The 20915-nt window shown below is 73.4% G+C and carries 14 protein-coding genes and 1 pseudogene; 6 read left to right on the forward strand and 9 right to left on the reverse strand.

The features are described from left to right. The first annotated feature begins 43 nt into the window (after positions 1-43). Together AB0M18_RS23525 and AB0M18_RS23530 are read left to right on the forward strand one after the other, a co-directional pair. A complete protein-coding gene (locus tag AB0M18_RS23525; RefSeq protein ID WP_365761085.1) occupies positions 44-637 on the forward strand; it encodes a TetR/AcrR family transcriptional regulator in 594 nt (197 codons plus the stop codon). Positions 638-698: 61 nt separating this feature from the next. After that, positions 699-1964: an SGNH/GDSL hydrolase family protein gene (locus tag AB0M18_RS23530; protein WP_365761087.1), complete on the forward strand. Its 1266-nt coding sequence runs from the start codon at positions 699-701 to the stop codon at positions 1962-1964. Positions 1965-1993: 29 nt separating this feature from the next. Here AB0M18_RS23530 and AB0M18_RS23535 read toward each other — a convergent pair whose 3' ends face one another. The 5 genes and pseudogenes from AB0M18_RS23535 to AB0M18_RS23555 all read right to left on the reverse strand — a co-directional run bounded on the left by AB0M18_RS23535 (position 1994) and on the right by AB0M18_RS23555 (position 11168). Continuing rightward, a complete protein-coding gene (locus AB0M18_RS23535) occupies positions 1994-2974 on the reverse strand; it encodes a hypothetical protein (RefSeq protein ID WP_365761403.1) in 981 nt (326 codons plus the stop codon). Positions 2975-3206: 232 nt separating this feature from the next. Further along, positions 3207-4013: pseudogene (locus AB0M18_RS23540) on the reverse strand (NACHT domain-containing protein); the annotation flags it as partial. Between the two features lie 27 nt (positions 4014-4040). Next, positions 4041-7589: a transcription-repair coupling factor gene (gene mfd / locus AB0M18_RS23545; RefSeq protein ID WP_365761089.1), complete on the reverse strand. Its 3549-nt coding sequence runs from the start codon at positions 7587-7589 to the stop codon at positions 4041-4043. 202 nt (positions 7590-7791) lie between these two features. Then, positions 7792-10383 carry an FtsX-like permease family protein gene (locus tag AB0M18_RS23550; protein WP_365761091.1) on the reverse strand — a complete coding sequence of 864 codons (2592 nt, stop codon included), beginning with the start codon at positions 10381-10383 and terminating at the stop codon, positions 7792-7794. Continuing rightward, positions 10380-11168 (reverse strand): ABC transporter ATP-binding protein, encoded by a 789-nt coding sequence (locus AB0M18_RS23555; RefSeq protein ID WP_365761093.1) that lies wholly within the window; start codon positions 11166-11168, stop codon positions 10380-10382. The genes AB0M18_RS23550 and AB0M18_RS23555 overlap by 4 nt, the downstream gene beginning before the upstream one ends. Before the next feature lie 357 nt (positions 11169-11525). On the opposite strand from AB0M18_RS23555, the gene AB0M18_RS23560 reads away from it, so the two are divergent. Both AB0M18_RS23560 and AB0M18_RS23565 read left to right on the forward strand, forming a co-directional pair. After that, positions 11526-13052: an MFS transporter gene (locus tag AB0M18_RS23560; protein WP_365761095.1), complete on the forward strand. Its 1527-nt coding sequence runs from the start codon at positions 11526-11528 to the stop codon at positions 13050-13052. Positions 13053-13101: 49 nt separating this feature from the next. Next, a complete protein-coding gene (locus tag AB0M18_RS23565; RefSeq protein ID WP_365761097.1) occupies positions 13102-13359 on the forward strand; it encodes a hypothetical protein in 258 nt (85 codons plus the stop codon). Positions 13360-13366: 7 nt separating this feature from the next. On the opposite strand, the gene AB0M18_RS23570 is transcribed toward AB0M18_RS23565, so the two are convergent. From AB0M18_RS23570 to AB0M18_RS23580, 3 genes are all read right to left on the reverse strand, one after another. Further along, entirely contained in the window at positions 13367-14329 is a 963-nt protein-coding gene (locus AB0M18_RS23570; RefSeq protein ID WP_365761099.1) for a DivIVA domain-containing protein, read from the reverse strand. A gap of 135 nt (positions 14330-14464) precedes the next feature. Beyond that, positions 14465-17038, reverse strand: a complete 2574-nt coding sequence (locus AB0M18_RS23575) for an SUKH-4 family immunity protein (RefSeq protein ID WP_365761101.1) — start codon at positions 17036-17038, stop codon at positions 14465-14467. Positions 17039-17045: 7 nt separating this feature from the next. Then, complete coding sequence (locus tag AB0M18_RS23580) at positions 17046-18050, reverse strand: SMI1/KNR4 family protein (RefSeq protein WP_365761103.1); 1005 nt, start codon at positions 18048-18050, stop codon at positions 17046-17048. Between the two features lie 295 nt (positions 18051-18345). Between AB0M18_RS23580 and AB0M18_RS23585 the strand changes: the two genes are divergently transcribed. Both AB0M18_RS23585 and AB0M18_RS23590 read left to right on the forward strand, forming a co-directional pair. Continuing rightward, positions 18346-18870 carry a YwqJ-related putative deaminase gene (locus tag AB0M18_RS23585; protein WP_365761105.1) on the forward strand — a complete coding sequence of 175 codons (525 nt, stop codon included), beginning with the start codon at positions 18346-18348 and terminating at the stop codon, positions 18868-18870. Between the two features lie 9 nt (positions 18871-18879). Further along, complete coding sequence (locus AB0M18_RS23590) at positions 18880-19380, forward strand: SUKH-3 domain-containing protein (protein WP_365761107.1); 501 nt, start codon at positions 18880-18882, stop codon at positions 19378-19380. A 39-nt stretch (positions 19381-19419) separates the two neighbouring features. Here AB0M18_RS23590 and AB0M18_RS23595 read toward each other — a convergent pair whose 3' ends face one another. Further along, positions 19420-20775 carry a histidine kinase gene (locus AB0M18_RS23595; RefSeq protein ID WP_365761109.1) on the reverse strand — a complete coding sequence of 452 codons (1356 nt, stop codon included), beginning with the start codon at positions 20773-20775 and terminating at the stop codon, positions 19420-19422. Between the last annotated feature and the right edge of the window lie 140 nt (positions 20776-20915).

Genomic DNA, 20915 nt, shown 5'->3' on the forward strand with positions numbered 1-20915 from the left:
GCCCCGAACTTGTCAATGACTAGATCCGGCGTACGCTGCTGTCATGACCACCACTGGGAGCATCCGGCGCGGCTATCACCACGGAGACCTGCGCCAGGCCGTCCTCGCCGCCGCCCTCGACGTCATCGCCGCCGACGGGCCCGGCGCGCTCAGCCTGCGCGACCTCGCCCGCCGCGCGGGCGTCTCGCACGCCGCCCCCGCGCACCACTTCAAGGACCGCACCGGGCTGCTCACGGCCATCGCCGCCCAGGGATACGGACTCCTCGCCGCCGCCCTCGCCGACGCGCCCGACCTGCGCGAGCGGGGCGTGCGCTACGTCCGCTTCGCCGCCGCGCACCCCGCGCACTTCCAGGTGATGTTCCGGCCCGACCTGCACCACGCCGACGACCCCGCGCTGCTCGCCGCCAAGGAGCACGCCGCCGCCGAACTCCGGGCCGGCGTCGCCACCCTCGCCGCCGACCCGTCCACAGCCCGCGACACCGGCATCGCCGCCTGGTCCATGGCGCACGGCTTCGCGACCCTGCTGCTCACCCACAACCTCGACGCTCCGCTGGCCGGGCGGGACCCTGGCGAGGTGTTCCGCGCACTGGCCGGACTGCTCGGTTCCGGTCAACTCCCCGACTCCGCACGGGAATAGCCCGAGTCGATCACGCCTTGTCGCTGTCACACGCCGTCACGACGACCACGGGGGACCCGACATGACCAGCCGCACCACCCTTCGGAGCGCGGGGCTCGCCCTGCTCGCCGCCCTCGCCCTCACCAGCACGCCCGCGGCTGCGGCTGCGGCACCGCAGCCCGCCTGGCACGGCGTCTGGGCCGCCTCCCCGCAGTCCCCGACGGCCCCCTTCGGCCCCAACTGGTCGACGCAGGGCTTCGACGACCAGACCGTACGGCAGGCCGTACGGGTCACGGCCGGCGGCACCCGGGCCCGGATCGAGCTGACCAACCGCTACGGCTCCACGCCGCTGCGGATCACCGGCGCCACCGTCGCCCGCACCGCCGGGGGCGGCGCCGTCGAGCCCGGTTCGGTCCGCCCGCTCACCTTCGGCGGCGGCCGCGGCTCCGTCACGATCCCGGCCGGCGGCACCCTGCTCAGCGACGGCGTGCCGTTCACGACCCGCGCCCTGGAGTCGGTGACCGTCACCCTCTACCTCGCCGGGCCCACCGGCCCCGCCACCTTCCACCACTTCGCGGGCGCCACCAGCTACCGCGCGGCGGGCGACCACCGCTCCGACGCGTCCGGCGCGGCCTTCACCGAGACCAGCACCTCCTGGTACTACCTGTCCGGCGTCGAGGTCTCGGGCGGCCCCGCCGCCGGCCGACCGCACCGCCGTGACGGCATCGTCGCCTTCGGCGACTCCATCACCGACGGCGTCGGCGCCACGAACGACGCCGACAACCGCTACCCCGACGAGCTCGCCGAGCGCCTCGCCGCCACCGGCCGCCCGCGCCCCGTCCTCAACCACGGCATCGGCGGCAACCAGGTCACCAACGACGTCACCTGGGCGGGCGAGGCCGCCACCGTCCGCTTCCGGAAGGACGTGCTCACGGAGCAGGGCGTCGGCACGGTGATCCTCCTGGAGGGCATCAACGACATCGGCGGCAGCGGCCCCGCCTTCCCCGGCGGGCCGACCCCCGACGTCTCCGTGAACCGGCTCATCGAGGGCCACCGCACCCTGATCCGCCAGGCCCACGCCCACGGCATCAAGGTCGTCGGCGCGACCCTCACCCCGATCAAGGGCTCCTTCTACTTCACCCCGGAGAACGAGGCGAAGCGCGAGGCCTTCAACGACTGGGTCCGCACCTCCGGCGCCTACGACGCGGTCGTCGACCTCGACCGCGCGGTCGCCGACCCCGCCGACCCGGACCGCATCCTGCCCGCCTACGACTCCGGCGACCACCTCCACCCCGGCGACGCGGGCTACGCCGCGATGGCCGGGGCGCTTGACCTCGACGAGCTGTAGGCCGCGACGGCGCCCCGTGCCCGTACGGCCTAAGGCGCGGGGTGCCGCACCAGCCACTCCTGGAACTCGCGGTGGCGGAACTGGTAGACGGCGCCGGAGGTGCGCATGAGTCCCGCGGCGACGGACCAGTCGAGGAAGCGGACGAGGCGGAGCGGCAGGCGGCGCACGTTGCGCAGGCGGAACAGGCCGTAGGCGAGGAGCCTGGCCAGGAACACCATGCTCAGAAGGATCAGCGTCGCGGGAACGAGGGTGAGATCCTCCGGCGACAACGAGCCCCCGGAGGCCAGCAGGTACACGCAGGCCGGGACGGCGCCGGCCAACAGCAGCAACATGAGGAACTGGCCTCGGAGTTCAGCGACCGGACCCGCCGTCGCGCTGTCGACCTCCTCCAGGGTCGCGTAGCCGAGGACGAGGGCGAGCACCAGCGTCGTGACTCCCACCAGCAGCGCGATCTCCCCACCGCCGAGTTCCCCCGTTCCGAGCTGCCACACCGTGACCAGCACGACGGTCAGCATCGCGAAGCCCCGGAAGCTCCGGGGCAGCCTGCGCACCGCCTGCCGCAGGCTCAACCACCACTGCCGGCTGCCGAGCCGGGGCACGGCGAGGAACCGGGGCGCCTCCGCCCCGCTCCTGAGAAGCACCCCCACACCGGCCCCGCCCGCCATCAGCACACCGGCGCACATCGCCACCGACTTGAGGTCCATGCCCAGCTCGGTCTGCCGGAGGGACAACACCAGCCACAGCCACGCCGAACACACCGCCCCGACCAGCGGGACGCGCAGCGCCCACCTCGGCACCCGGTTCCCGAGGTCGAGCAGCACCAGATCCGTCCGCGCCGCGCTCCCCTCCCCCAGCAGCACGGCCAGCGTCCGCAGCCCCCGGTGCACCCGCTCCGGCGTGTAACGCCCGGCGCCGACCAGGGTGTTCGCCGACGAGGCGGCGATGAAACGGGAGAGCAGCAGGTCCCGCCTCCGCCTCCGTACCGGCGCGCAGCAGTTCGCCCAGGTCACCGTCCCGGTCGTACGCCACCGCGGCGAGCGTCAGCCGCCACGGCGTGGAGAGGGTCCGGGCGAGCACGCCGCCGGGCCGGTCGCGCAGTTCGTCGAGGAGCGGCTGCCACAGGGCGGGACGGCGGGCCGCGCCGCGGGCGGCGAGGAAGTCGCGGGCCCGGTCCCCGGTGACCGGGTCGATCGCGATGCGGGCCGCGTCGAGGACATGGCCGCCACCCGTCTCCTGGGCGTCGTAGGCGCGGGTGCGGCAGGTCAGGACGAACGGGGCGGGTTCGGTGCCGTCCTGGTGGCGGGCCAGGACCTCCAGGGCGCGGGCGGCCCGGGAGTCGTTCGCGGTGACGCCGTCCTCGTCCATCTCGTCGAGGCCGTCGAGTACGGGCAGCACCATGCGGGCCGCGACGACCTGTCCGGCGGACTTCACCGACAGGCCGTAGTCGCGCCGCAGGCGCCGTACCAGCCAGTCCCGCAGCGGCTCGCGCGTGTCCCAGTCCGCGAGGGAGACGAGCACCGGTACGGGTTCGTCCTCGGCCCGCACCCGGTTGAGCTCCATCACGAATTTGCGCGCCAGGACGGTCTTCCCGGCGCCCGGCTCCCCGGTGATGACCAGGCGCCGGGGCCGGAGCCGTCGGAAGTCCTGCACCACCTTCTCCAGGCGGCCCTCCGGGCTCGCCGGCAGCTCCGCCGCCCGGGCGTTCGCGTACCGGCGGAAGGTGAAGGTGACGTCGATGGCCCTGAGGTCACCGCCGAGCGAACTCATCCACTGCGGTTCACCGGCCGCCTTCACCTCGCGGGCGAGCCGCGCGACGGCCCTCGCCTCATCCGTGTCCTGTCGCGGCCACAGCGCGACCGCCACGACCGCGGCGACCAGACCGCCCACCATCGCGATGAGATCGGTCCGGTCCCCCAGGCCGAGGGCGCCCTCGTCCCGGCCCGCCAAGGACCAGACGACCGCCACCCCGCTCAGGGCCAGCACAACGGCCCCGGTCAGCCACGCCCGTCTCGTCGCGCTCCCGCGCCCCCCGTCCGGCATGGACGACATGCTGCCGGACGGGGGCCGTGCGACGCATCAGGATCCGAGGATCTCCGTCAGGAACTCGCCCGTCCACGCGAGCAGTTCGCGCCCCACCACCGGCTTCCCGCCGATCTTGCCCGTCGTCGGGCGCGGCACCAGGATCTGGTGGACGGCCGGCTTGATCACCGTGCGCGGGTAGAGGCGCTTGAGGCGCAGCTCCTGGGACTCGCGGAGCTCCACCGGGGCGAAGCGGATGTTGGGGCCCTGGAGGACGATCTCGCCGACGCCGCAGGCGCGGGCCAGCATGCGCAGGCCGGCGACGAGGAGGAGGTTCTCGACCGGCTCGGGCAGCTTGCCGTAGCGGTCGGTGAGCTCTTCCCGTACGGCCTTGATGTCGGCCTCGGAGTTGGCGGAGGCGATGGCGCGGTACGCCTGGAGGCGCAGGCGCTCGCCCGGCGCGTAGTCGTGGGGGACGTGCGCGTCGACCGGGAGCTCGATCTTGACCTCGAGCGGCGGCTCCTCCTCCACACCGCCCTCCAGCGACGCCCGGTAGTCGGCGACGGCCTCGCCCACCATCCGTACGTACAGGTCGAAGCCGACGCCCGCGATGTGGCCGGACTGCTCGCCGCCGAGCAGGTTGCCCGCGCCGCGGATCTCCAGGTCCTTCATCGCCACGTACATGCCCGCACCCATCTCGGTGTGCTGGGCGATCGTCGCGAGCCGCTCGTGCGCGGTCTCCGTGAGCGGCTTCTCCGGCGGGTAGAGGAAGTACGCGTATCCGCGCTCGCGGCCACGGCCGACCCGGCCGCGCAGCTGGTGCAGCTGGCTGAGGCCGAAGTTGTCGCCGCGCTCCACGATGAGGGTGTTGGCGTTGGAGATGTCGATGCCGGACTCGACGATCGTCGTCGACACCAGCACGTCGAACTTCTTCTCCCAGAAGTCGACGACGACCTGTTCAAGGGCCTGCTCCGACATCTGGCCGTGCGCGGTCGCGATCCGCGCCTCGGGCACGATCTCGCGCAGGCGCGCGGCCGCCCGGTCGATGGACTCGACGCGGTTGTGGATGTAGAAGACCTGGCCCTCGCGCAGGAGTTCGCGGCGGACGGCCGCGCCGATCTGCTTCTCCTCGTACGGGCCGACGAAGGTGAGGACGGGGTGCCGCTCCTCCGGCGGGGTGGTGATCGTCGACATCTCGCGGATGCCGGTGACGGCCATCTCCAGGGTGCGCGGGATCGGGGTCGCGGACATGGTGAGCACGTCGACGTTGGCCCGGAGCTTCTTCAGCTGCTCCTTGTGCTCGACGCCGAAGCGCTGCTCCTCGTCGACGATGACCAGGCCCAGGTCCTTGAACCTCGTCTCGGAGGAGAACAGGCGGTGGGTGCCGATGACGACGTCGACCGCGCCGTCCTTCAGGCCCTCCAGGGTCGCCTTCGACTCGGTGTCCGTCTGGAAGCGGGACAACGCCCGCACGTTGACCGGGAACTGGGAGTAGCGCTCGGAGAAGGTGCCGAAGTGCTGCTGCACGAGCAGCGTGGTGGGGACGAGGACGGCTACCTGCTTGCCGTCCTGGACGGCCTTGAAGGCCGCCCGTACCGCGATCTCCGTCTTGCCGTAGCCGACGTCGCCGCAGATCAGGCGGTCCATCGGGACCGTCTTCTCCATGTCCTCCTTCACCTCGGCGATCGTCGACAGCTGGTCGGGCGTCTCCGCGTACGGGAAGGCGTCCTCCAGCTCGCGCTGCCAGGGGGTGTCGGGGGCGAAGGCGTGGCCGGGGGCCGCCATCCGGGCGCTGTAGAGCTTGATGAGGTCGGCGGCGATCTCCTTGACCGCCTTCTTCGCGCGCGCCTTGGTCTTCGTCCAGTCGGCGCCGCCGAGCCGGTGCAGGGTCGGGGCCTCGCCGCCCACGTACTTGGTGACCTGCTCCAGCTGGTCGGTGGGGATGTAGAGGCGGTCGCCGGGCTGGCCGCGCTTGGCGGGGGCGTACTCGACGAGCAGGTACTCGCGGGTGGCGCCCTGGACGGTGCGCTGCACCATCTCCAGGTAGCGGCCGACGCCGTGCTGCTCGTGCACGATGTAGTCGCCGACCTCCAGGGTCAGCGGGTCGATGGTCTTGCGCCGCTTGGCCGGCATCCGCTGGCCGTCCTTGCCGGCCGCCTTCTGCCCGGACAGGTCGGTCTCCGTCAGGACGGCGAGCCTGAGCGCCGGGTCGACGAAGCCGTAGTCGATCGAGCCGCACGCCACGTGCACGACGGACGGGGCGATCTCGGCCAGGTCGCCCGTCTTCGAATCAAGCGCAGTCAGGCGCGCGGCGATGCCCTCGCCACCGAGCACCTCGACCGTGCGGGAGGCCGGGCCGTGCGCCTCCGTCACGTACACCGTGCGCCAGCCGTCGGCCAGCCAGCCCTTGGTGTCGGCGAGCGCGCGGGCGGTGTCGCCGCGGTACGTCTCCGGGGCGTGCATGCCCAGCTTGAGCGTGTCCTTGTCGGCGTCGGCGTCGGCTGCGAACGGCGACACCGACCACCACATCATGTCCAGCTCGCGCGCCCGGTCCCGTACATCCGCGATCCCCCACAGGGAGGCCGCGCCGACGTCGATCGGCGCCTCGCCGCCGCCGGCCGTGGCCGCCCACGAGGCCTGCAGGAACTCCTGGCTGGTCGCCACCAGGTCGGCGGCCCGGGTCCGCACCCGCTCGGGGTCGCAGACGACGGCCATCGAGCCCTTGGGCAGGACGTCGAGCAGCAGCTCCATGTCGTCGACGAGGACCGGGGCGAGCGACTCCATGCCCTCGACGGCGATGCCCTCGGCGATCTTGCCGAGCAGCTCGCCCAGCTCGGGGTGCTGCTCGGCGAGCGCCGCGGCCTTCTCCCGTACGGAGTCGGTGAGCAGCAGCTCACGGCAGGGCGGGGCCCACAGGCCGTGCTCGGCGACTTCGAGGGAGCGCTGGTCGGCGACCTTGAAGTAGCGGATCTCCTCGACGTCGTCGCCCCAGAACTCGATACGGAGCGGGTGCTCCTCGGTGGGCGGGAAGACGTCGAGGATGCCGCCGCGGACGGCGAACTCGCCGCGCTTCTCGACCAGCTCGACCCGGGAGTACGCGGCGGCGGCCAGGCCCTCGACGATCTCGTTCAGGTCCGCGGTCTGCCCGGTCCGCAGCGCCACCGGCTCCAGGTCGCCGAGGCCCTTGACCTGCGGCTGGAGTACGGATCGGATGGGCGCGACGACGACGCTGACCGGGCCCGCGGCCGGGTCGTCGGCGGAGGGGTGGGCGAGCCGGCGGAGCACGGCGAGGCGGCGGCCGACGGTGTCGGAGCGGGGCGACAGGCGCTCGTGCGGCAGGGTCTCCCAGGACGGGTAGTCGACGACCGTGTCCGGGTCGAGCAGCGAGCGCAGGGCCGCCGCCAGGTCCTCGGCCTCGCGGCCGGTGGCCGTCACGGCGAGCACGGTCCGCCCGGCCTCGCGGGCGAGCGCGGCGACCGCGAAGGGGCGGGCGGCGGGCGGGCCGACCAGGTCGACGTGCATGCGGTTGCCGTCGCGGGCGGCCGTCACCGCCTCGGCGAGGGCGGCGTCTCGGACGACGACGTCAAGCAGACCGTGCAGGCTCATGGGGCTTCCATCCCGGCGTGTGGGCAACGCCTTCCCGGCGTGTGGGCAACGCGAACCGCCCGACACGTCGCACGGGCCGGGGGGTTCCCAGCCTACGTCGCCCCACCGACACCCGCCGCGGAACGGGGCCGGTCCCGCCCCCGTACGCGCGCGTGCGGCGCCTGGGTGGCGGGACCGGGGGCTGAGCCCCGCGACGTACGGCCTACTCCGTCGCGATCGCGTTCAGGACGTTCATCCGGCCCGCCCGGAAGGCCGGGACCAGGGCGGCGAAGAGGCCCACGAAGGCCGAGCCGACGAACACGCCCACGATGGTCGGCCAGGGGATCTCCAGGACGCCCAGGCCCTCCAGGGCGAGCAGCTTCTGGGCCGCGGTGCCCCAGCCGAGGCCCAGTCCGAGGCCGAGGAGGGCGCCGAAGAGGGCGATGACGACCGACTCCAGGCGGATCATGCGGCGCAGCTGGCGGCGGGAGAGGCCGATGGCGCGCATGAGGCCGATCTCGCGGGTCCGCTCGACGACGGACAGGGCGAGGGTGTTCACGACCCCGAGCACGGCGACGACGATCGCGAGGGCGAGCAGCCCGTACACCATGTTGAGGAGCTGGCCGACCTGGTCCTGGAGGTCCTTCTTGTAGTCGGCCTGATCGGCGACCTTGTACTGCGGGTACGGCTTGAGGGCGTCCTTCAGGGACTGGTAGGCCGCCTCCTCCTGGCCGTCCTCGGCCGTGCCGAAGACGATCATGCTGCGGGGCATCTTCTCCGCCGGGACGTACTGCTCGGCGGTGGTGATGGCGGTGTACTTCACGCCCTTGTCGATGTTGTTGTCGTCGGAGGTGATCGCCGCGACCCGCAGGGTCGCCTGCCGGCCGCCGGCGAAGGCGACGGTGAGGCGGTCGCCGACCTTCACGCCGTGCTCACCTGCGTACTTGCTGCCGACGGACATGGCGCCCGGCCCGTACGCGTCGGAGAGGGTGCCGGCGGTGGTGTCGCGGCGCACGTCCTGGGCGTACGAGGGGTCGGCGGCGACGAGTCCGGTCTTCTCGGCCTTGCCCCGCGGGTCGGTCACGGTGGCCTCGACCCACTTGTACTCGGTGACGTGGTCGAGGCCGGCGGCCTTCTCCACGGCGGCCTGGGCCTGCGGGACGACGGGCTGTCCGTTGGTGGACTGCACGATGAAGTCGGCACCGACGGACTTGTCGAGCTCCTCGGTCGCGGAGGCGACCATGGAGGAGCCGACCACGGAGAGGCAGGCGACGAGCGCGAGGCCGATCATCAGGGCGGCGCCGGTGGCGCCGGTACGGCGCGGGTTGCGCAGGGCGTTGCGTTCGGCCATCCGGCCGACCGGGCCGAAGATCCGCAGGACGACGACGCCGAGGGCGCGGACGACGGCTCCGGAGAGCAGCGGTCCGACGACGACGAAGCCGAGCAGCGACAGGACCACGCCGAGGCCGAGCCACATCGAGCCGGGGGCGGCCGCGTCGGCGCGGGTGGCGGCGAACAGCGCGCCGGCCCCCGCGGCGGTCAGGACGAGCCCGAGGGCGCCGCGGACCCTGCCGGCCCGGGCGTCGGCGGGGGTGCCGGCCTCGCGCAGGGCGGCCATCGGGGAGACCTTGGCGGCCCGGCGGGCGGGCACGAAGGCGGCGAGGAGGGTGACGAGGACACCGAGGACGATGCCGACGACCGGAGTGGTCCAGCGGACGGTGAGGTCCTGGGTGGACAGCTCCATGCCCATCTGGGACATCAGCTTCATCAGGCCGACGGCGAGGCCGACGCCGGTGGCGACGCCGGCGGCCGAGCCGACGAGGCCGAGGAGCAGCGCCTCGACGAGGACGGAACGGTTGATCTGGCGGCGGCCGGCGCCGATGGCCCGCATGAGGCCGATCTCACGGGTGCGCTGGGCGACCAGCATGGAGAAGGTGTTGACGATGAGGAAGATGCCGACGAGGAAGGCGATTCCGGCGAAGCCGAGCATCGCGTACTTCATGACGTCGAGGAAGCCGGCCATGTCCTCGCGGCCGGCGTCGGTGGCCTCGGCGGCGGTCTGCAGCTTGTAGTGCTCGCCCTTGGGGTCGCCCAGCTTCGCGGCGACGGCGGCCTTCAGGGTCTCGTCGCCGACGCCGTCGGCCGCGTCGACCGTGATCTGGGTGAACAGGCCTTCCTTGCCGAGGAGTTCACGCTGGGCGGTGGCGGTGTCGTAGTAGACGAGGGTGGCGCCGGGGTTGGTGACCTTGAACTCGACGATGCCGGAGATCTTCGCGGTGAAGTCGCCGGTGACGGCGATGGTGCGCAGCTCGTCGCCGATCTTCAGGTGGTGCTTGTCGGCGGTGCCGGAGTCGACGAGGACCTCGGTGGGGCCGCGCGGTTCGTGGCCGGAGGCGATGTCGACCGAACGCAGCTCGACGGGCGTCCAGTTGGCGGCGATGGTGGGGGCGCCGGAGGTCGGGCCGACGTTCTCGCCGTTCGCGTCGACGACGGTGACGGACATCGAGATGACCGAGCCCTGGACGTCGCGGGCGCCCTCGACGCCCTTGATCTGCTCGACGAGCGAGGCGGACAGGGTGGCGGGGCGGCCGCTCTGCGGGATCTCGTCGTTCGCGGCGGCGTCCTTGGGGTTGACGCTGACGTCGGAGGCGGTGGTGGCGAAGAGCTTGTCGAAGGTGGTGTTCATGGTGTCGCTGAACACCAGGGTGCCGCAGACGAAGGCGACGGAGAGGAGGACGGCGACGGCGGAGAGCGCCATGCGGCCCTTGTGCGCGAAGAAGTTGCGCAGCGAGGTCTTGAGGACGGTGCCGCTCATGAGGTCCGCCCGCGCGCGTCGAAGTCCTTCATTCGATCGAGGACCCGGTCGGCGGTCGGGGAGTGCATCTCGTCGACGATGCGCCCGTCGGCGAGGTAGAGGACGCGGTCGGCGTAGGAGGCGGCGACGGGGTCGTGGGTGACCATGACGATGGTCTGGCCGAGCTCGTCGACGGACTGCCGCAGGAAGCCCAGCACCTCCGCTCCGGCGCGGGAGTCGAGGTTTCCGGTCGGCTCGTCGCCGAAGATGATCTCGGGCCGGGCGGCGAGGGCGCGGGCCACGGCGACGCGCTGCTGCTGGCCGCCGGAGAGCTGGTTGGGCCGGTGGCCCAGGCGCCCGGAGAGGCCGACGGTGTCGACGACACGCCGCAGCCATTCCCGGTCCGGCCTGCGGCCGGCGATGTCCATGGGCAGCGTGATGTTCTCCACGGCGTTGAGCGTGGGCAGCAGGTTGAAGGCCTGGAAGATGAACCCGATGCGGTCGCGCCGCAGTTGGGTGAGCTTCTTGTCCTTGAGCCCGGTGATCTCGGTCTCGTCGAGGAAGATCTGCCCGGAGGTCACGGTGTCGAGACCGGCGAGGCAGTGCATGAGCGTGGACTTGCCGGAGCCGGAGGGCCCCATGATCGCGGTGAACCGGCCGCGGTCGATGTCCACGTCGACGTGGTCGAGCGCGACGACCCGGGTCTCGCCGGTTCCGTAGGCCTTGACGACCTGGCGCGCCCGCGCGGCGACGGCCGTCCGCCCTCCCGTACCCCCGTGCGCGGGGATGGTCACAGCCGAAGTCACGGTATGTCTCCTCTGTCCGCGTATGCGCGGTGGTGTTCCGCGTGCGTGGTGCGCGTGCGTGATCCGCGTTCGCGATCCGCGTTCGAGTCTGGTCGGGGAGCGGGGCCGGGGCACTGGTGCCAGGCGCACTCTTCGCCCTGGGGATATCCACAGGGCCGCGCCGACGGAGCGCCGCTCTCGTAAGAACAAGCTAAGGACGGAAGGGGCCCCGGCTCGTCCTCCGCCGGGACGAAGCGCCCCTGGGCTGTATGGGGGAGATGCCCCTAGGGGTTCCTCCGACCCAGGTACGGGTGAGAGGCTGACCCCGGCGCACTTAGATGTATGAAGCATCCGTCAGGGTGAGGAGAGGAGTCAGGGGTGTCCGAGGCGACGACGAGAGCGACGGCACCGCAGAGAACGGACACCACCCGGCGCGGGCCGGTCGTCGCGGCCCTGATGCTGGGCATGGCGCTCGCCGCGCTCGACGGCACGATCGTGTCCACGGCCGTCCCCCAGATCGTCGGCGATCTCGGCGGTCTCTCCGTCTTCTCCTGGCTGTTCTCCGGCTATCTGCTCGCCGTGACGGTGACGCTCCCGGTGTACGGCAAGCTCAGCGACACCTTCGGCCGCAAGCCGGTCCTCATCGCGGGCATCGCGCTCTTCCTGATCGGCTCCGTGCTGTGCGCGTCCGCGTGGAGCATGGGCTCCCTGATCGCCTTCCGTGTCGTCCAGGGTCTCGGCGGCGGCGCCCTCCAGGGCACGGTCCAGACGATCGCCGCCGACCTCTACCCGCTGAAGGAACGCCCGCGCATCCAGGCCCGGTTGTCCTCCGTGTGGGCCGCGTCCTCGGTGGCCGGACCGGCCGTCGGCGGCGTGCTCGCCGGATACGCCGACTGGCGCTGGATCTTCCTCGTCAACGTGCCCGTCGGCCTGCTCGCCCTCTGGCTGATCGCCCGCCACCTGGCGGAACCCGCCCGCAGCACCGCGCCCCACGCGCGCGTGCGCGTCCGGATCGACTGGGCCGGGGCGCTCGCGATCTTCGCCACCGGAGCCGTGCTCGTCACCGCGCTCGTCCAGGGCGGCGTCGCCTGGCCCTGGCTCTCCGCCCCGTCCCTCGGCCTGCTCGGCGGGGCCGCCGCCCTGGCCGCGCTCACCGTCGTGATCGAGCGCCGCGCGGCCGAACCGATCATCCCCGGCTGGGTCTGGCGCCGCCGCACGATCGCCGCCGTCAACCTGTCCCTCGGCGCCCTGGGCCTGCTCATGGTCGCGCCGACCGTCTTCCTGCCGACGTACGCGCAGTCCGTCCTCGGCCTCGGCCCGATCGCCGCCGGGTTCGTCCTGTCCTCCTGGACCCTGAGCTGGCCCATCAGCGCCGCGCTCTCGAACCGGGTCTACACCCGCATCGGCTTCCGCCGCACGGCGATCCTGGGGATCTCCGTCGCCCTGCTCCTGCTGCTCGCCTTCCCGTTCCTGCCGTTCCCCGGCGAACCCTGGCAGCCCGCGCTCCTGATGCTGCTGCTCGGCGCGGCCCTCGGCCTGTTCCAGCTGCCGCTGATCGTCGGCGTGCAGTCGACCGTCCCGTACGAGGAACGCGGCACCACCACCGCCTCCGTGCTCTTCTGCCGCCAGGTCGGCCAGAGCGTGGGCGCCGCGCTCTTCGGCGCCGTCGCCAACGGCGTCCTGGCCGCGCGCCTGGGGGCCGACACGGACCTCGACACGCTGGCCCGCTCCCTGAAAGCCACCGACCTGATCCGCCGGGCGGTCGACACCGCCGTCGACTACGTCTACCTGGGCGCCGCCGGCGCGGCCGCCCTGGCCCTCGTCGTCCTCCTGACGATCGCCCCGCGCCGCTTCCCGGTCCTGAAGGAGCAGGCGGAACAACGGGAGGCGCCCGCGAAGACCTGAGCGCGATATCGCCTTGCCGGGCCGGCGAGGCGCCGGGGATGCTGGGCCCATGCCAGGGCAACGGAAGAGAAAGCGGCAGCGGGAGAGGGAGGCGCGGCGAGCCACCGCGCGCTTCGCGCCGGAGGCCGGCACCTGGGACGTACGGTTCACGACCCATGACGCGGAGGAATTCCACGCCTACATCCGGCGGTTGCGGGAGTCGGAGCCGGACCTGGACTGGGAGACGGTGCGGCTTGACCAGTTCTGCGGGCGCCTGGTCCACCCGGACACGTACCGGCTGAGCGTGTTCGTGCCGGACTCCCCCTAGGCCGCGTCTAGGCCGCGTCCGGGTCGGAGTCCAGGTCGGAGTCCAGGTCGGAATCCGGGTCGGGGGCCGGGTCGGAATCCGGGTCGGGGGCCGGGCCCGTCACCCGGCCCGTCAGGGCCGCGAGGGACGCGCGGATGTGCTCCATGTGCGCGTGGATCTCGTCCCGCGCCTCCTCGTGCTCGCGCAGCACCCGCTCCGTCGCGCGCTCGATCCGCTCCTGTTCGAGGCGCGCCGCGGCGAGCAGCTCCGCCGCCTCCGCCTCCGCGTCCTCCTGGCCGTGCCGGGCCGCCTCCTCGGTCTCGGCGAGCTGCCGGTCGGCCTCGGCCCGTACGCCCTCGGCGCGTGCGTCGAGGTCCGCGTGACGGGCCTGCTGCTCGGCGAGCAGGGCCGCCGCCGCCCGCTCGGCCTCCTCCCACAGCGCCGTGTACTCCTCCCGCTGCTTCGCCAGGAGTTCCGCGGCCTCGTGCCCGACGGCCTCGAAGGCGGTACGGGCCTCCTGCCGCTGCTCCTCGGCGTCGCGGCGGGCGGCCGTGGTCAGCGACTCCGCGCGCTCGGCGGCCGCCTTCAGGGTCGCTCGGGCCGCGGCGTCGGCCGCCGTGGTGACCCCCTCCGCGTACGCCCGCGCCGCCTCGGCCGTCTCCCGGCCGGCCGCCTCCGCCGCCGCGGCGAGGGCCTGCGCCTCGGCCTCCGCGTCCCGTACCAGGCTCTCGTCCTCGGCCTCCGCCAGCTCCAGGATCTTCCGGGCCCGCTCCCCCAGGGACTCGTAGCGCTGCGGGGCGAGGGACGCGGCCGTCTCGCGCAGCCGGGCCGCCTCCGCCTCCCTCTCCTCGGCGAGGACGGTCAGGCGGGCCGCCGTCTCCCCGGCCGCGTCGCGCTCGGCGGACAGCTCGGCCAGGAAACGGTCGACCTGCTCGGGGCGGTAGCCGCGCCCGCGTCCGAACGCTCCGGAGAATCCGACGGAGAAACTCATCCCTGACGCCCTTTCGACTCCCTGATCGGCTCCCTTATGTCCTCAAACATCTAGGATGCGGCATCAGAACGGACAAAAGGCGCTCGATACGGATACACATCGAGCGCCTTTCGTCACATTGCGTCTACGCCAGGGTCAGAGCAGGCCGTCCCACATCTGCTCCAGGAGCACCGACCACCAGTTCTCCGGCGACGCGAGCGCCGCCGGGTCCAGCATCGCCAGCTGCGCCTGGAAGTCGACCGTCCAGCGGCCCGCCTGCTCGGGGTTGAGCCCGAACCGCAGCCGCCACATCCGGCCGAGCAGCGCCATGCAGCGCGTGAACTCCGGCAGCCCTGTGTTCACGAACTGCGGCGGCACCGACTGCCCGCCCGGGCCCGCCTCCACCGGCACGGCCACGATGTTCGCCGTCCCGTACTGGACACAGATCGCCCGGCCGAAGTCCGAACCGAGCACCAGGTACGAGCTCGCGTCCGGCGCCGGCTGCACCTGCCGCTGCGCCGCCAGCTCCGCGAGCGTCGGCACCACCGGCATCGCCGGCTGCGCCCAGAAGAACGGGCCGAAGTCGGCCGGCAGCCCCGCCCACACGAGCGTCACCGCCACCACCTCCGGCACACCCTGCCGGGACACCGCGCGCTGGTCGAAGCGCAGGATGCCCGGGCCGAACGCGCCGGCCAGCTCCTGCGCCACACCGTCCGGCGGCAGCGGCGGGGCCGGCTGCACCTGCGGCAGCGGCGCCCGCACCGGCGCGGGCCGCGCCGGGCCGTCCGCGACCTGGTGCAACTCGCCCTGATGGGTGAGCAGTTGACGCATGCCCTGCTGGCGTCCGGCGTGATCCCGACCGTACGGCGCGATGTTGGTGATCCGCGCCTGCGGCCAGGTCTCCCGGATCATCCGCGCGCAGTAACCGCCCGGCAGCTCACAGGACTCCAGCTCCGTGTGCAGTTCGAGCACTTGCTGCGGCGGCACGTTCATGGCGCGCAGCTCGTGCAGGATCTGCCACTCGGGGTGCGGGGTGCCCGGCGCGGAGCGGCGGATGATCTGCTGCTCCGAACCGTCGGGCGCGCGGTAGCGCAGCACCGCCTGGTAGCCGGGACCGACGGTCGGCAGACCGGTCGGCTGCGGCTGTGGATAGCCGTACGCACCACCGGGGCCGGGCTGCGGTCCGGGCGGCGGCGTGGGCCGCCCGAGCGGCGCGGGCGCGGGTCCCGGCGGCGGGGGCGGCCCGGCGGGACCCATCTGGCTGGGCTGCGCGAGCATCGTCGCCGCGTGCGCGACACCGCCCGGAGGAGTGCCACCGCCCGGAACACCCGGCGGCGGAGGCGGAGGCGGCGGCGTACCCGGACCGCCCGGGCCCATCTGGCCGGGCTGCGCGAGCATCGTCGCGGCATGCGCGACACCGCCCGGAGGCGTACCCCCACCGGGAACACCCGGCGGCGGAGGCGGAGGCGGCGGCGTACCCGGACCACCGGACGAGGCCGGACCGCCGGGGCCCAGCTGGTCGGGGTGCGCGAGCATCGTCGCGGCCTGGTGCACGGCCGGCGGCGGCGTGGGCGGTCCGGGCGGACCGGGAGGCGTCGGCGGACCGGGAGGCGCGGGCGGGCCGTCGGGCAGCTGCGACACCAGCTGCGTGCGCACATAACCGCCGGGCGGCGGCGTGGCCTTGCTGGTCGCGGCGTTGGCGATGTCCGCCGCACCGGCCGGCGGCGTCGCGGGAGCGGGCGGGGTCGCCGGGGCGGCCGGGGGCGGGGCGAGCTGTCCGCCCTGGCCGAAGCTGCCGTCCGGGTTCAGCCGCGGGGCGATGGCGGTCGCCGGCAGCGCGCTGCCGCCCTTCATCAGCGCCGTGGGCGCGTCCGCGCCCACCACCGGCGCCGGCGCGTCCTCGTCGTCCGCACCCGACAGCGGCGGCGCGAACACCGTCGCCGGCAGCGGTACGGCTCCGTCGGCGCCGCCCGAGCTCGCGTTGGCGTCCGCCCACGGGCTCTGCGCGGGCACGGGCGCGGTCACCGGCACGCCGTCGTTCGCGGTCGGCTCGTACGCGTCGGTGGCGACGGGCGCGGCCGAGGAGGCAGACGCCTCCCCGGCTCCATCCGGCTCTTCCGCCACCTCGACCGTCTCGGCGTCCTCGGCGGCCTCGGCGGCCTCGGCCGCTTCCGGCCCGGCAGACGCTTCCGCCCCGGCGGCAGGCGCCTCGTGCTCCGTGGGCGCCGCCTCGGACGCCTCCTCCGACGGCTCGGCCGCCGGCGCCGCGGACGGCAGACCCGACGCCGGAGTCGACGACGCGCTCTCCGACGAGGCACCCGCCGACGCCTGCGAGGCGTTCGACTCCACCGGCGGCAGACCGATCTTGTCCGCCGCCTCCTGCAGCCACTCCGGCGGACTCAGCAGGAACGACGTCTGGTTCAGGTCGATCCGCGCCGACGGAGCCGCCGCCGGGGCGGCCGCAGCGGCGGAGGCCCCGTACTCCTCCTCGTAACGCCGGATCACCTCACCCACCGGCAGCCCCGGCCACAGCGTCGCCTCACCGCTGTCCCGCGCGATGACCAGGCGCTGCCGGCCCCCGTCCGGGGTCGGCGCCTCCTCCCGGTCCTCCGCCCAGACCACGAACCCGAGCCCGAACTCCCGTACCCGCACCTCACGGTGCAGATACGCCGGCACGTCGCCGTTGATCCACTCCTCGGCGCGCTCCTGCGCCTGCGCGAACGTCACCACAGCCAGCTCACTCCCCCACCGGGACCACGGGAACGGCACGCGCGAAGCCGCCGTCCACCATCAGGTTCGCCACCGTCTCCAGCTCCGGCGGACTGCCCGCGAGCCGCTGCAGGAAGGCGTCGAAATCCACACCGCAGGGCAGCAGCAGCCGCTCCACCCGCTCGTTCACCGTCCACGCCGCCGCCGACTCGCCGGCGTCACGGGCGTCGTCGTACGGGCAGAACCACACCGAACCGGTGCCCTGGCCCCGCACCTTCACCGCGAGCAGACCGCCCTGCACGAACGCGACGCCCAGAAAGTCCTTCGTCAGATGGTCCCGCAGACACTTGTTGACGTAGACGAGGTCGTTGATCCCCGCCTCCTCGCGCAGCGTGAAGAACGGCTGGTCCACCAGGACGCCCAGCTCCGCGTCGAGCGCCGTGCCCACCGGAGCACAGCCGCCCGCCGCCTTCAGGAACGAGCGGTACGCCCCCGGCAGCCGGTAACCCAGGTCCTCCTCCACGCCCTGCACCTGCTGCTCCGACACCGACACCACACGCTTCGGCAGCCCGAAGTGCACCGGCCGGGTCTCCTGCAGCGGACGCGTACCGCGCTTCGACTGGTCCACGCCGACGGCCGTCGCGACCCCGCCGTGATGCCGCAGCAGCGCCTTCACCTCGACCGGGACCAGTTCGAGGCGACGCGTGCCCGCCACGTGGTGCCAGGTCCAGCCGTGCGGCGTCGCCACCGCCGGAATCGTGTCCCACAGCTCGTGCCCGGTCGCGGCCAGCGCCGCGTTCGCCGACACGTAGTCCGTCAGGCGCAGTTCGTCGACGCCGAAGCCCTCCGGCGGATCGGCGATCTCCGCCGCCGCACGCGCGTACGGGGAAAAGTCCGGAAAGCCGCGCTCGTCCACCCGCACCCCTCTAGGATGCCGGGAGGCCCGGACCGGATCCGGGAAGTGCACGACCTGACCGGCGTACGCCGCGTTCGGCGGCGGCGCGATGTCCTGGCCGAGCCGACCTGTCGTCATGGCGGTTGCCCCCTGAGTGGCTGTGCCTGCTACTGCGTAGCTGCTTCTACTGTCCCTGGCTGGTCCGCACAGCCTAAGCGCTGCCCGTGACTGCCGACCCGGCCCGCCCCGGCACCACCGCCCCCACTCCCCACACCGTGACCGACGGTGACCACGTGTCACGGCCCTATGACGACAGCGCCATGGTCGCGACACACCGAAAGCCCGTTTCCGCGCCCCAGCTTCCCCATCGGGCACCGCGTTTGGCAGGCTGTTCACGCAACTCGGGGGATTGCAGGAGGGGAAGACCAGCACCATGCACGCAAGCGCCACACCCGCACCGACGCCCACGCAGGGTGACCCACGCCTCATCTGGGGCAACGACGCCGACACACAGCGCGCCCCCTTACTGCGGCACCGCCGCGACGGCATCCTGCCCACCGTCGGCGCGGCCCTCTCCGTCCGCGGCGAGACCACCCTCACCTGCACCGCCGCCCGCGGCGAGGCGGCACCCACCCTGCACCCGCTCGTGCAGGACTTCCTCGACACGCTCACCAGCGGCCAGCGCGAACGCTTCACCGGACGCTGCCCCGAGGCCATCCTGCTGTCCCGGCACCTCGCCTCCACCGAGGGCGCCCGCTCCAAGCGCGCCCAGCGCAAGCCGCTCACCCACAGCGAGGCCCGCCGCTCCCTCAAGCACGCCAAACTCACCGCGCGCCGCATCCGCGAGGACGGCGACCCGCTGCACGGCAGCTACGCCGCACCCTGCCGCTCCTGCAGCGCGATGCTCGCGCACTTCGGAGTCCGTACGGTCGACCCGACCACCACCCAGAACAGCTGACCGCCACCCATGCCCGATCTCAACAGCACCCGCTTCCCGGTGAACGTCGACGCCGCCCTGCGCGAGGCCGGCTGGCAGCCCGGCCGCTGGGACATAAAGCTCGCCGAACAGTGGGCCGACACCCTGCGCGGCCACGTGTCCCCCGGCGGGCACCGGCACAGCGTCTTCCCCGCCGTCGTCGAGGCCTGGGCCGAGTTCGGCGGCCTGCGCGTCACCGCGCCCGGCCACGGCCGGCAGATAGCCCCCGCCACCCTCCGCTTCGACCCGCTCGCCGGCCTCCACCTCGCCCGCACCCTCGGCGACCTCGGCCGCGCGCTCGACACCGAGCTCGCGCCGCTCGGCGAGGAGGGCGAGGACAGCGAGCAGCGCGCGGTCCTCGCGATGGACATGGAGGGACGGGTCTACAGCGTCGACCACGCCGGCGACTGGTACCTGGGCCGGGACATCGACGCGGCACTCGCGACGCTGGTCACGGGGACGCTGCCGACACGCCTGACGGCGGGCGGCTGAGCGCCTCTCCCGGCCCCGTACGTACGGGCGGGGCTGCCGTTACGTCGTTACGGGGGCGGCCTCGACGGCCGCCACCGGCAGCACCGCGCTCACCCGGAAACCGCCCGCGTCCGTCGGCCCGGACACGAACGCCCCGCCGAGCCGCGTCACCCGCTCCCGCATCCCGACCAGACCGTTCCCACCGCTCGGCAGATGCGCGTCCGCCGCCGCCGCGTCCGAAGGACCGTTCTCCACCTGCATCGCGACCTCGGCCTCACGATGCGCGAGCCGCACCACGACCTCGGCGCCCGCCGCGTGCTTGTGGACGTTCGTCAACGCCTCCTGCACCACCCGGTACGCCGTCTGCTCGACCTCGGCCCCGTAAGCGCGGGTCTCCCCCAGCACCACGAACTCCACGACCGCGCCGGCCTGCCGCGACTGCTCGACCAGATCCTCCAGGGCGTCCAGGCAGGGCCCGCCGTCCTGCGCGGCCGCCTCCGCCGCCGCCGCGGCGGCGCGGCCGACGGCGGCGAGCGGCGCCGCGACGGGGGCAGCGGGCACGGCGGGGGCCTCCTCGCGCAGCACCCCGAGCATCTCCCGCAGCTCCGTCAGCGCCTGCCGGCCCATGTCCCCCACCAGCGCCGCGTTCTTCACGGCCTTCTGCGGATCCTTCAACGCCACCGCCTGCAACGCCGCCGCGTGCACCACCATCAACGACACCCGGTGCGCCACCACGTCATGCATCTCCCGCGCGATCCGCGTCCGCTCCTCCTGGCGCGCCCACTGCGCCCGCTGCTCCGCCCGGTCCGCGAGCAGCGACAACTCCTGCTCCAGACTGTCCGCCCGCTCCCGCAACGACTCCATCAGCCGCCGCCGCGCCCCTATGTAGAGGCCGAGCAGCAACGGCGGGGCGTTGAGCCCGAGCGTGAGGAGCAGCGACATGACCGGCACGTACCAGCCGCTCGGATCGAAGTCCGCCTGCCCGGTGTCCGCCTGCGCGACGTCCGCCCGCATCCGCACCACGGTCACGATGTACACGGCCGCCGTCGACATACCGGCGAGCGCCGCCGTGAACCGGCGCGGCACCTCGGACGCGGCCAGCGTGTACAGGCCGACCAGGCCCATGAGGTAGCCCATCTCGGCGGGCGTGACCGCGATGGAGACCAGCACCACGGTGATCGGCCACCGCCGCCGCACCACCAGCACGGACCCGACCACGAGCCCGAACAGCACCCCCACGGGCACCGGCAACGACGCCTTCTCCGCGAACCCGACCCCCTCGAGCCCGCACTCCAGCGCCGACACCACGCCCAGCGAGACATCCAGCACGGCGCTGCGCCGTCTCCCCCACCACCCCCGGCTCCGCCGGCCACCCTCCGTGCCCGCCGCGTCCCGGTCTGCCCCCGTTGTGGTCATGCCTTCCACCCTACGGGCGAGGGCCACCGATTTTCCCGCCCCTGCGGGGCCCGGGAGCGGCGCCCGTCAACACACGTGGACACCAGTCCCTCGAACTGTTGAATCGACAGGGTTTTCGACCCGGACGTCCGCATTCCGGA

It is taken from the genome of Streptomyces sp. NPDC051909 (assembly GCF_040681095.1).
Taxonomy (GTDB): Bacteria; Actinomycetota; Actinomycetes; order Streptomycetales; family Streptomycetaceae; genus Streptomyces.